This window comes from Chryseobacterium taiwanense (assembly GCF_000813825.1).
GTDB classification, from domain to species: domain Bacteria; phylum Bacteroidota; class Bacteroidia; order Flavobacteriales; family Weeksellaceae; genus Chryseobacterium; species Chryseobacterium taiwanense.
On record NZ_JWTA01000015.1, the window covers coordinates 68,983 to 81,516 of the forward strand.

At 36.6% G+C, this 12,534-nt stretch carries 8 protein-coding genes; 1 reads left to right on the forward strand and 7 read right to left on the reverse strand.

The genetic code is table 11. From position 1 onward, the window contains the following. Position 1: 1 nt before the first annotated feature. Genes RM51_RS14920 through RM51_RS14935 form a run of 4 tightly spaced genes read right to left on the reverse strand, consistent with a single transcriptional unit; the run spans position 2 to position 6,392 of the window. On the reverse strand, positions 2-523 hold the full coding sequence (locus RM51_RS14920; protein ID WP_039371295.1) for a DUF3341 domain-containing protein: 522 nt from the start codon (positions 521-523) through the stop codon (positions 2-4). Next, positions 510-1,907, reverse strand: coding sequence for an NrfD/PsrC family molybdoenzyme membrane anchor subunit (gene nrfD, locus RM51_RS14925; RefSeq protein ID WP_027381049.1), 1,398 nt, complete (start codon positions 1,905-1,907; stop codon positions 510-512). Before nrfD ends, RM51_RS14920 begins: the two co-directional genes overlap by 14 nt. A gap of 25 nt (positions 1,908-1,932) precedes the next feature. Further along, entirely contained in the window at positions 1,933-5,001 is a 3,069-nt protein-coding gene (locus tag RM51_RS14930; protein WP_039371299.1) for a TAT-variant-translocated molybdopterin oxidoreductase, read from the reverse strand. Positions 5,002-5,024: 23 nt separating this feature from the next. Beyond that, on the reverse strand, positions 5,025-6,392 hold the full coding sequence (locus tag RM51_RS14935; protein ID WP_039371302.1) for a c-type cytochrome: 1,368 nt from the start codon (positions 6,390-6,392) through the stop codon (positions 5,025-5,027). 185 nt (positions 6,393-6,577) lie between these two features. Here RM51_RS14935 and RM51_RS14940 point away from each other — a divergent pair, with 185 nt between their 5' ends. Then, a complete protein-coding gene (locus tag RM51_RS14940; protein ID WP_039371304.1) occupies positions 6,578-7,114 on the forward strand; it encodes an SPOR domain-containing protein in 537 nt (178 codons plus the stop codon). Between the two features lie 46 nt (positions 7,115-7,160). Here the strand turns inward: RM51_RS14940 and RM51_RS14945 are convergent, their stop codons facing one another. From RM51_RS14945 to RM51_RS14955, 3 genes are all read right to left on the reverse strand, one after another. Next, positions 7,161-8,435: a DUF6080 domain-containing protein gene (locus tag RM51_RS14945; protein ID WP_228375821.1), complete on the reverse strand. Its 1,275-nt coding sequence runs from the start codon at positions 8,433-8,435 to the stop codon at positions 7,161-7,163. Between the two features lie 100 nt (positions 8,436-8,535). Further along, positions 8,536-10,077 carry a protein adenylyltransferase SelO gene (locus RM51_RS14950; protein ID WP_039371307.1) on the reverse strand — a complete coding sequence of 514 codons (1,542 nt, stop codon included), beginning with the start codon at positions 10,075-10,077 and terminating at the stop codon, positions 8,536-8,538. A gap of 69 nt (positions 10,078-10,146) precedes the next feature. Further along, positions 10,147-12,528: a penicillin-binding protein 1A gene (locus RM51_RS14955; protein ID WP_039371309.1), complete on the reverse strand. Its 2,382-nt coding sequence runs from the start codon at positions 12,526-12,528 to the stop codon at positions 10,147-10,149. Positions 12,529-12,534: the final 6 nt, after the last annotated feature.

A 12,534-nucleotide genomic window follows, 5' to 3' on the forward strand; every position in this document is an offset into this window, starting at 1 on the left:
TTTAAGCGTCTTTAACAGTTATTTCTTCAACTCCAGTTTCAATTAGTAACTGTTTTACAGATTCTACATCTTCAGTTACGAATTCCATCATGAATTTATCATCCGTTGTTCTTGGATCAGGGTTTTGTGCAGGAGCTCCAGGATACATTTTGTTTCTTACTAAGAAAGTTAATGACATCATGTGAGCAGCACAGAATACCATAAGCTCGAACATTGGTACTACGAATGCAGGCATGTTGTGTCCCCAATCGAAAGCTGGTTTACCACCAATGTTTTGAGGCCAGTCATGGTTCATCACATACCAAGTTACAGTAGCACCGATAGTAACACCGTAAAGAGCGTAGATGAAAGCAGCATCAGAAATTCTAGTTTTCTTTAAACCTAAAGCTTTGTCTAGTCCGTGAACCGGAAATGGAGTATAAACTTCATTTATAGCGATTCCTTTATCGTTGAATGCTTTAACGCCGTTCATTAAATCGTCGTCGTCAGCATAAAGTCCGTATACAATTTTAGTGGTGCTCATCTCCTTCTTTTGCTTTATAAGTTTCACCTGAGATTTTCAAAATCGATTTTAATTCAGCCTGTGCAATTACAGGGAATGTTCTTGCATATAATAAGAATAATACAGAGAAGAATCCGATAGTTCCTAAGTATACACCTACATCAATGATCGTTGGTTTAAACATTGTCCAAGATCCTGGTAAGTAGTCTCTAGAAAGGTTGATAACGATGATATCAAAACGCTCAAACCACATACCGATGTTGATGATCAATGCAACGATGAATGTCCAGATAATATTCGTTCTCAATCTCTTGAACCAGAATGAAGCAGGAACAACAAGGTTACAGATAATTAGTGACCAGAAAGCCCACCAATAAGGACCAACAGCAGCACCTGGAGAAAGATAAGTAAAGTCTTCGAATCTAGATCCAGAATACCATCCGATGAAATATTCAGTTGCATAAGCTACAGTTACCATACCACCAGTAAGGATGATTACGATGTTCATAATTTCGATATGATACATTGTAATATAGTCTTCTAAGTGACACACTTTTCTTGCAACTAACAATAGTGTTTGTACCATTGCAAATCCTGAGAAGATCGCACCGGCAACGAAGTAAGGAGGGTAGATTGTAGAGTGCCATCCTTTAATAACCGAAGTTGCGAAGTCAAAAGATACGGTAGTGTGTACTGAGAATACAAGTGGAGTTGCCAAACCTGCAAGAACCAAAGAAAGTTCTTCGAATCGTTGCCAGTGTTTTGCTTTACCTCCCCAACCAAATGCTAGGAATGTATAAATTTTCTTAGTCCAAGGCGTTTTAGCTCTATCTCTGATCATTGCAAAGTCAGGGATTAGACCCATGAACCAGAATACAGTTGATACTGAGAAATACGTAGAGATCGCGAATACGTCCCAAAGTAGAGGTGAGTTAAAGTTCCCCCAAAGAGAACCGAACTGGTTTGGTAAAGGGAATACCCAATATCCTACCCATACTCTACCCATGTGAATTACTGGGAAGATAGCTGCCTGTACAACCGCGAAAATCGTCATCGCTTCCGCTGATCTGTTTACAGACATTCTCCATCTCTGTCTAAATAATAATAATACCGCTGAGATTAGGGTTCCGGCGTGACCAATACCTACCCACCATACGAAGTTGGTGATATCCCAACCCCAGTTAATAGTTCTGTTAAGCCCCCATGCTCCAATACCTGTTCCGATAGTATAAGCGATACATCCGAATCCATAGATGAATAGAACTAAGGCTGCATATAATGAAATCCACCATAATTTACCTGCTCTTTCTTCGATAGGTCGTGCAATATCTTCTGTGATATCGTGATAAGTTTTGTGACCAATAATTAGAGGTTCCCTTATCGGAGCTTCGTAATGTCCTGACATTTTTTACCTATTTATTATTTAAACTTTATTTTTCTACTCTGTTTCTTACTTTAGTGTGATAGAACACGTTTGGTTTTGTTCCGATCTCTTCTAGTAAATAATATCTTCTGTTGCTAGAATATAATTCTCTCACTTCAGATTCTTTGTCATTCATGTCTCCAAACGTCATTGCTCCGGTAGAACAAGCAGCAGCACAAGCACAAGAATTTTTGAATTCGTTGTCTGTAACTTTTCTGTTTTCTCTCTTAGCAGCTAAGATTGTAGCTTGAGTTTCCTGGATACACATTGAACATTTCTCCATTACCCCTCTTGTTCTTACAACTACGTCCGGGTTTAGTACCATTCTTCCAAGATCGTTATTCATGTTGAAATCGAACTTGTCATTTAGGTTATATGTAAACCAGTTGAAACGTCTTACTTTGTAAGGACAGTTATTTGCACAGTATCTAGTACCGATACATCTGTTGTAAGCCATGTGGTTCTGACCTTGCTTACCGTGTGAAGTAGCCGCAACCGGACATACAGTTTCACATGGAGCGTGGTTACAGTGCTGACACATTACCGGCTGGAAGATTACATCAGGATTATCAGCAGGGTGGTTTAATGCACCTCCTTCTTTATTGAATGCAGTACCGTACAATTCAGGAACAGCTAATCCATCTTTTAATCCTTCGTATACTTCTACTTTCTGTCTTGAAGAATAGTAACGGTCAATTCTTAACCAATACATATCTCTAGACATTCTGATCTCTTCTTTACCTACAACAGGAACGTTGTTCTCAGCCTGACAAGCAATGATACATGCTCCACAACCAGTACAAGAGTTCAAGTCAATTGATAAGTTAAAGTGAGGACCGTCTGTATCATCGAAAGCATCCCAAAGGTCAATTTTTCTTGCAGGAAGTGCTCCACTGATTGTGTGATATTCCAAAGGCTTATTCCATCCTTCGTGCTCATCATCGAATGCTACGTTTAAGAATTCAGCCAAAGGAACTTCTTTAGCGATTTCATAACGTCCCATTAGTGTATTTTGAAGCTGGATACCTGCAAATTCGTGATCTTCTCCAGTTTTTTCGATTTTAGCGTTAGCAATAACTAAGTTAGAACCGTCAAATAATGGATAAGCATTTACACCTGTATCAGCTGTAGCTCCTGAATCTTTTTTACCATAACCAAGTGCAAGACCTACAGATCCGTCAGCTTGTCCCGGTTGAACGAATACAGGAACATCTTTTATTGTTACTCCGTTTACAGTAAGGTTTACTATAGAACCGTCTAACTGCATTCTCGCGTTAAGGTCGTTATCAATACCTAATCTTTCTGCATCTTTCGGAGAAATAGTCAAGTAGTTATCCCAAGACATTCTTGTCAATGGATCTGGTAATTCCTGCAACCAAGGGTTGTTTGCTTGAGTACCGTCTCCCATAGAAGTCTTAGTATACAATACCAATTCTAAATCAGAAGCTTTGAAACCACCTAATTCAGCAACAGCTTGTGCACCATTTCCTCCTGCGTAAGCTAAAGTTGTAGCATTTGGAGAAACATTGATACCATTATATAAAGCTTTGTTGAAAGAAGTTCCTCCTAAGATAGAAGAAGCATTCGCTTTTAAATAATCATAATAATTATTAGCAGCATTGTTTTTACCATTCTTCCAAACCAATAGAGATTCTTCGATCTGTCTTGATTTGTAGATTTTCTGGATGGTTGGCTGCATTAATGAATATACACCTGTTTGAGGCTCAATATCTCCCCAAGATTCTAGCCAGTTAGCTACAGGAATTACAGCTTTCGCTGCTTTGTACATTTCATTTTTCTTATCAGCAACTGCGATTACATAAGGAACTTTAGTTAAAGATTTTTTGAAATCTTCTCCTTTGTGGTAAGAATAAATCGGATCAACATTGTTAGCGATCAATACACCAACCTGACCTGCATTTACCCATCCTAGGAATTCCTGGAATCTTGCTTTATCGAAATCTTTTAGGAAGTTAGCTTTACCAGTGAAAGCAACTGAACCTAATTTTTGGTTAATTAAGTGTGCTAAAACCTGAGCTCCTTTAGAACCATCAGCGAAAACAACAGCTTTGCTACCTTTTGCTAATAATTCTTTAGCTAGTTCAGAAGCAGTCTTATCTGAAGTACCACCTCCTACGATTGCGTTGTAAACTTCAACTAAAGTTTTGTTTACAGCACTTGGTTTTAATCTTACTCTTTCGTCAGCATTAGCACCAGTGATTGACATGTTTGATTCCACTTGTACGTGTCTCAACATGTTTGCTCCCGGCTTTCTTGCTGCTGCATAAGAAGTTTCTAAGCTTCCTGCGTTATAGTCTCCTAAGAAATCAGCTTGGAAAGCAACTACTAGCTCAGATCCTTTAAGGTCATAAACAGGTAATGCTCTTGTTCCGAATACTTCCTGAGCCGCGTCTAATGCTGCAGCATAAGGGAAAGCATCATAAGTTACTAATTCAGCTGTAGGATATTTTGCTTTAAATTCTGCAAATAATTTCTTGAAAGTAGGTGAAGCAAAAGAATGTGACAATAACACGATTCTTTTACCTGCAGCTTTCGCTTCCTCCAATCCTTGGATTACAAAACTATCTACTTTATCGAAAGTTTCGTCTTTACCTTCAAACTTAGGTTGTTTTACTTTATCATTATCATAAAGAGAAAGTACACTTGCCTGAGCTCTCGCGTTAGTTTTTCCTAAATCACCAGCAGCTGGGTTAGGATCAATCTTAATAGGTCTTCCTTCTCTAGTTTTTACTAAAACACTAGCAAAGTCAAAACCGTCGAAATATGTTGAAGCGTAATAATTTGGAACTCCCGGAATAATATCATGTGGTTTTACCACGTAAGGAATCGTTTTAATTACCGGAGCTTCACAAGCAGCTAATGTTACTGCCGCCGTAGAGAAACCTAATAATTTCAAGAAATCTCTTCTTGAAGTGCTGGAACCATTCTGTTCAGCATCTCCAAGGAAATCTTCTACAGGAATTTCTTCCTGGAACTCTTTCAGAGCCAGCTTACCATTTAAAGCTGGATCTTTAAGTTCATGAATACTTCTAAATTGTATTTTGTTTGAAGCCATTTATACTTCTAATTTTTTAGTTATTAATAATGACATTTACCACACTCAAGACCTCCAATTGCATCTACAGTAATCTTACCACCATCCTGAGGATATTGTTTTTTCAACTTGTCGTGTAGATTTTTGAAGTATTCTTTATTATAACCGTTGTTCATATCAACCTCAGTAGTTCTGTGACATTCGATACACCATCCCATAGTGAAATCATTAGCCATCTGAACAACATTCATTGTATCGATCTTACCGTGACAAGCTTTACAAACAACATCAATTTTGTTCGTAGGGTTCTTTTTGTTGAAAGAATTGATAATCGCTTGCTCACCTGCTACTACGTGCTGAGAGTGATTGAAGTAAACAAAGTCTGGCATGTTGTGGATTCTTGTCCATTCAACCGGCTGAGTTTTCCCTGTATACTGTTGTTTTGCAGGATCCCAACCTGTAGCTGCATAAATTTTCTGGATTTCTCCGTCATAGAACGCCTTATCTTTTCCAGGCTCCATATAATGATCTGCGTTGTACTCACCAATTGCTTTGTGACAGTTCATACAAACATTCATAGAAGGAATCTCTGATACTTTACCGTATTTAGCACTTGAGTGACATAACTGACAGTCAATTTTTTGTTCTCCAGCGTGAATTTTGTGAGAGAAGTAAATTGGTTGTTCAGGCTTGTATCCTTTATAAACACCAATCCACATAATCCAGTTCCAAACACCGTAAGTAGCTAGTAACGCTAGAATAGCGATTAACCCTTTACCTACGTAGTGGTACTTTTCATAAACTTCGCTGAAAGATTTTACTCTTGTTTCGTTTAGCCCTGCTAAGTCTTCAGATTGACCAAGTTTTACTAGCTGTCTTAGTTTTATTAAGATCCAAACTAATAAAGCTGCAATAGCTAAAAGGGAAATAATTACAACGCTAGTTGTAGTGCTGCTTACTGGCGCCGCCTGTTGTGCATCTCCTGTTACACCCGGTGTTGCAGCATCCTTTTTAGGCTCTTCCGGAGCCGGAGGATTAGTTGTGTACGCTAAGATATCATCGATATCCTTATCTGAAAGATTAGGAAACAACTGCATCTCAGTCTTATTAAATTTTTCAAAAATCTCATTGGCGTACTTATCGCCAGATTCTCTGACCTCCTTGTTATTTTTGATCCACTTGTGAAGCCACTCTGTATCTTTGCCACCCTCTGTCTTAACTCGTTCTACCACTCCTTTCAAAGGTGGACCTACAACTTGTTTGTCTAGCGCGTGACATGCAGTACAATTCGCTTTGAAAAGTTTCTCTCCGTTTTTAGGATCGCCGTCTTGCCCGTAAATTGAAGCACTGGTTGATAACAATAAGCCTATTGCAACCAACGTTTGTTTATAATGCTTTCTCCAACTAATCATTTAAATTATCTTATGTTAGTAAAATATTGAACATTCAATCAATTCCGCAAAAATAATATATTTAACAGAAATTTAACGGCATATAGAAAGGGGAAAATATCATTTCAGTTTAATTTGTATTGATTCTAAATAACTCAGTTTGGTATAATTTTTTATTTGTATAAATTTGCTGAAACAACTTTTAAATGAAAAATTTGATAAAATTATTTTCGATATTATCTATAATCAGTTTTTATAATATTGATGCACAACAGGTTGTAAAAAAAGACACTTTATCCGGTACGGAGCTTATTATGAGCATGGACGCACGAGTAAATGATGCTTTGACGAGTCTGGAAGATAAATGTTCCAAAGTTTCTTATGGTAAATCTTCTAATGTGATAGATGACGACACCCCATCGAAACCAACAAAAATTTTAGTTCCGAACAGAGAGCTAACCAATGCAGAAATTTGCAGAAAAAATCCTAGAATTTTAGGTTACAAAATACAAATCACTACAGTAAAGAGTAATGATGAAGCGAATGAAATCAAAACATATTTCAGAAAAAGATTTCCGAATCTGAAAGTGGAAACCGACGCTTCTTTACGACCAAATTACAAAATCTTGGCAGGAAGTTATTTCAGTAAGCAAAGTGCCGCTTCTGATCTTTCTAAAATCAAAGAATATTTCAAATCTGCAGTAGCCGTACAGTACAGAATTTTCTGTGCAGAAGCTAAGTAATCAAAGAAATACAAAAATAAAAAGCTGAGAAAGTTCTCAGCTTTTTTTATTGATAGAATGTATCCAGAAAGTCAAAAAACTCTTCCATTCTCAAATAATTATTATATCCCAAATACACCAACAGGACTCCCATAATCGCTGTAAGAAATGACAACATTTTCGGAGAGGATTTATAGGCATAAAAAAGCCATCCTAAGAGCAAAACATATACAAAAATAAAATGCCCTCCATAGATGTACGAAGTATGAAGACCAAATCGCATAAAGCAGTGTATGATAATATCTATTGCAAAAGAAATTGTAATAATCTGAACTAATTTGTTCTTAAAGTTTTTACAATAACTCCACAAAAGCAAACTCAATACAACAAATACAAACAGATACGAAATCGGCGACGAATAGACGTCCATAAACAGTCCTTTGTAATGAAAGCCTTTCATATTATGTTTATCTCTTATGATAAAGCTTGAGAAAAGCATATTTCCTCCGAAAAAGAAAGAAACGATCATATCCCAAACTGAAGCGGGTTCTGCATTAGAAAACTTCTCATACTGACTACTGGTTTTAGAGAAAATATTCTCATACTTAAATTCAATTCTGTTCAAATACAACAAAACAAAACAGATTACCATCACCAAACCTCTTATCAATGCATCCAAAAGTTTTTTCCAGTTTTTAAACAGATTTTTCTCAAAAAACACAGGAATGAAAACCTTTACCAAATTGGTAATTGTAAGCCCTCCAATAGTAACACCACCCGCAACAAGAGCCAAAGGAGAAATCTTTTTATCATTTTTAATTCTGACTGCCGCATAATAATTAAACAGCATCAGAAGAAATAATGTGTAGGTAAAGTTCTCAGGAGTGAATGAAAGCAGAATAGATGTTGAAAAAAATGAAAAGAAAACAACCAGTAAAAGAGTAATTACCAGTGGCAATCCAATAATATTTTTCAAATATTTGAAAATCTGAACAATACTTAAACTGACCATCAAATTACTCATCCAAGCTAGGACCAATCTAAATGTATCATCTTTCTTTCCATCCGAAAAAAGAAAAGCCAGCTCACGAAGCCAATTAAAGAAATAATACGACAAAGGATGGCGTTCAAAACTCCCTCCCGTCATCACAATCGAGCGATTATCAAAACTAAAATAAGCATCCCAAGGAATTCTGTCATCAAAAATAACAGTATAATTAACCGCGATATAAGATCCTAAAATCCCATATACAGACAGAAAGAAGAGAAAAACTCCGAGTTCTATATAGGTAGAAGGAAAAACTATTTTAAAAAAACTATAAAGTTTTGATTGTATGGACACTGTTAATTTTTTTGCAAAAATAAAAAAACACAGCCTGAATTGGCCAACTATTTTTCATTTCGCAATAATTTAAACATAATAAGCTATTTTATTTCAAGCATTAAGAGCTACAAGAAAGCATAGAACACCCCGATACATCATCATATTTTGAAGGTCTTTTTACTGAAAATTCAGGGAATTTTTCTTCATAAGGATTTTCCAGAGCTGTGATTAATTTTTCTAGTAGAGTTGTTTTTCCGTTTTCAATTTCTTCAATGCACTCATAGAGAAGATAATTCCTCAGCGTGAATTTAGGATTATTTTTTTGCATCAATTCCAGAGATTCTGCTCGCGAAATTTCATTTTTTTCAAGTCTTAATTCATATTGATTGATAAAATCTTTGATTTTTGACAAAGCTTTCTCATCTAATGGAACATAGGCAATTTTCTCAAATTCAGTTTTCAAATCGGAAGTTGCATCTATTTTTTCCAGCAGATTAAAAAAGAGTGTGTAGTCAAGTTGAAATTCCTGCATCAATCCCTGCCAATTGACAAAAAAATCTTCATCGCTTTCTAATAATTGGTCAAATCCAAATTTATTACACAACATTTTATCATGCTTTTTCCAAAAATAATCTCCGAATTTATTCAAAGTATCTTCCAAAAACTTTTCATCTTTTATCATCGGGTGAAGAGCATTTGCTAATTGCCAAAGATTCCATTGAGCGATCTGCCCCTGTTTTCCAAAAGCATATCTTCTTCCCGGAAGATCTGTCGTATTAGAGGTAAAATTCAAATCATATTCATCCATCATTGAAAATGGTCCATAATCTATCGTAAGCCCTAGAATCGACATATTATCGGTATTCATAACGCCGTGTACAAAACCTACCCTAAACCACTCGACCATAAGATCAGCGGTTCTTGTGGAAACATTTTCAAAAAAGTCTTTATACTTTTGTATTCCTTCAGATTGAATTTCCGGAAAATAGTTTTGTATTGTAAAATCTAGAAGATTCTGCAATGTAGTATATTCCTGTTGGGCAGACATCAGTTCAAAATGCCCGAACCTCAGAAAACTTTCCGCCGTCCTTACCACTACAGCTCCTTTTTCTTCCTGAGGATTCCCGCTATATAAAATATCCCTTACTACATTTTCCCCTGTAAGGGATAAGCTTAATGCTCTTGTTGTAGGAACACCCAAGTGATACATTGTTTCGCTCATAAGATATTCTCTAACCGAAGATCTAAGCACTGCTCTTCCATCTGCATGTCTGGAATATGGTGTTGCACCTGCTCCTTTCCATTGAATCTCCGTTATCTTTCCTTCAGCGTTGTTAATTTCCCCAGCATAGATTGCTCTTCCATCTCCCAATTGTCCTGCCCAATTCCCAAACTGATGTCCTGCATAAGCAGTTGAATAAGGTTTAATATTATCCGGCAAGTGATTTCCTACCAAAAAGCCAAGATCTTTCTCTTCATATTTCCCCAACCCAATTTCTTCTGAAAGTTTTTCATTAAAAATAATCAGTTTAGGTTTTTTAAAATCAACCGGCATGACACTCGAAAATAAAACTTTAGGAGTATTTCTCTGTAATGGGTTTCCAGAAAAATCTCCCGGAAAAACCTCTGTAAACGGCTGTTTTATATTAGTAAGATTCATACCTCAAAGATATTAATTTGATTACAAAAAAGCCTCCCATTTCTGGAAGGCTATATCTATTAAAGTTATCTATTTATTATTAAAATCAACTTCTTCTCCTTTATTCAGATTTTCGTTGACATTCTCATCTTTCTTTTCAGGATTCTTTTTAGGGGAGGGATCCGCAGGTTTTGGATTTTTAATTTCATCCATAGTTTGCAATCCTCCATCATCTCCGTATCCACTTCCAAGACCTTTCAGATTAGAACATCCGTCTTTCCATTCAGAAGGTTTTATGAACTTATCCTGAGGGGAAACTCCTAGGCTTTTATCCGCCCATACTTTTTTCATATAAATCGCCCAAATTGGTAAAGCCATTTTAGCTCCCTGTCCTTCTCCGGTTCCAAGGAAGTGAGTCGCTCTGTCTTCCCATCCTACCCAGGCTCCTGTTGCCAGTCTTGGAGTAATTCCCATAAACCAACCATCGGAGTTATTTTGAGTTGTTCCTGTTTTTCCAGCGATTTCCACATCTTTCGAAATTCCTTTTCTTCCCAACTCTCCTGAAGCCGTTCCGTACTGTGCAACACCTTTCATCAATTCAATCATTGTGTATGCATACAGAGGATTCATCACTTCTTTTGGCTCTACATTTACTTCTTTTATTACTCTACCGTTTGCATCTTCTATTCTCCAAATCATTTCCGGCTTGTTGTAATTTCCGTAATTAGCAAAAGTACTGTACGCTCCTACCATTTCGTAAATAGTAATATCTGAAGCTCCTAACGCCATTGGTAAACTCGTTGAAATTTCTTCTGTAACTCCTAAGTCTCTTGCCGTTTGTATTACACTTTGCGTTCCGGTCATTTCAGCCAAACGTAGTGCAACAGGGTTTTGAGAATGTGCTAAAGCATCTTTTAATGTAAGCATACCTCCTCTACCCGGAACATGATAAGTTCCTTTATTGAAACTCGCATTTGATATCGTAGAACAAGGCGTTAATCCTAACTTCATAATTGCTGTTGCGTAAACGAACGGCTTAAAGGTAGATCCCACCTGTCTTTTTCCTTGTTTAATGTGGTCATACTGGAAATGTTGCCAATCAATACCACCAACCCAAGCTTTAATTTCTCCGGTTCCCGGAACTACAGACATTAATCCTGCCTGAGCAATTTGCTTATGCCATTTGATAGAATCCCATGGAGACATTTCTACTTCTTCTTCTCCAGCCCATGTGAAACGAGAAGTTTTAATCGGTTTTTTAAACTCTGCAATAATTTCTTCATCGGAACGACCATCTGCTTTTAGCAGTTTATATCTTCCGGTTCTTTTCATTGCCTGAACCATCAAATCATTAATCTGCGTACTATTAAGATAATAGAAAGGTCTGTCTTTTCTTCCTCTTTGCTCTGCATCAAATCTTTTTTGAAGATCTGTTAAATGCTCCTTAATTGATTCTTCCGCATACTTTTGCATTCTAGAATCAAGAGTTACATATATTTTTAGGCCATCTCTGTAAAGATTCAGTTTTTTACCCGTTTCCTTTTCGTAGTCCTCTAAATATTTATCAATTTCTTTTCTCAGATAATGCTTATAATATGCTGAATACCCTTCTGTAATACTTTTTATAGGATTAAAGTCAACTTTTACAGGTGTTTCTGTTGCTTTATCATAAGTTTCTTTATCAATATATCCCGTCTCAAGCATTTGAGAAAGCACAACATCTCTCCTTCTTTTAGCTCTTTCCGGGTTTCTCATTGGATTATTAGCCTTGGGAGCCTCAAGCATCGCAACGAAAACTGCCGCTTCCGGCAATGTAAGTTCAGAAGTTTTTTTATTAAAATAAACTCTTGATGCCATTTCTATCCCATTGGCGTTATAAAGGAAGTCAAACTTATTGAAGTATAAGGTAACAATTTCTTCTTTAGTATATCTTTTCTCAAGACTTACCGCAACGACCCATTCTTTCAGCTTTTGAATAGCTCTTAATACAGGATTTCTTGAAGGTTCTTTTGTAAATAAAAGCTTCGCCAGCTGCTGAGTAATTGTGGAACCTCCACCTCTGTCACCACCATATCTTACTGCTCTCAAAATAGATTTCAAATCAATCCCAGAGTGCTCTTTAAAACGCTCATCTTCTTTTGCCTGTAAAGCATACACAAGATACGGGGGAAGATCTTTATAAAAAACAGGTTGTGTTTTTTCTTTTTCAAACTTTCCTAAAACAACTCCATCTGAAGAAATAATCTCTGATGCTACATAAATATTAGGATTTTCAAGTTCTTTTACATCCGGCATTTCTCCCAAAAAACCTTGAGATACAGCAAAGAAAAGTCCTGAAATTCCTAAAACGACAGCAATGAATCCTATCCAAACTACTTTCACCCACTTTTTCCAAGAGGTGTCTTTCTTTTTTTTAGGCGGAAGGGGAAATGTTTTACCCTTATTTCCGTTATTTTGTTTGTTCTCTTCCATGTATGG

Bases quoted from the DNA above. Each gene is read 5' to 3' on its own strand.
- RM51_RS14920 (WP_039371295.1), bottom strand. From the start codon at position 523: ATGAGCACCACTAAAATTGTATACGGACTTTATGCTGACGACGACGAT.
- RM51_RS14940 (WP_039371304.1), top strand. From the start codon at position 6,578: ATGAAAAATTTGATAAAATTATTTTCGATATTATCTATAATCAGTTTT.
- RM51_RS14950 (WP_039371307.1), bottom strand. From the start codon at position 10,077: ATGAATCTTACTAATATAAAACAGCCGTTTACAGAGGTTTTTCCGGGA.
- RM51_RS14955 (WP_039371309.1), bottom strand. From the start codon at position 12,528: ATGGAAGAGAACAAACAAAATAACGGAAATAAGGGTAAAACATTTCCC.
- nrfD (WP_027381049.1), bottom strand. From the start codon at position 1,907: ATGTCAGGACATTACGAAGCTCCGATAAGGGAACCTCTAATTATTGGT.
- RM51_RS14930 (WP_039371299.1), bottom strand. From the start codon at position 5,001: ATGGCTTCAAACAAAATACAATTTAGAAGTATTCATGAACTTAAAGAT.
- RM51_RS14935 (WP_039371302.1), bottom strand. From the start codon at position 6,392: ATGATTAGTTGGAGAAAGCATTATAAACAAACGTTGGTTGCAATAGGC.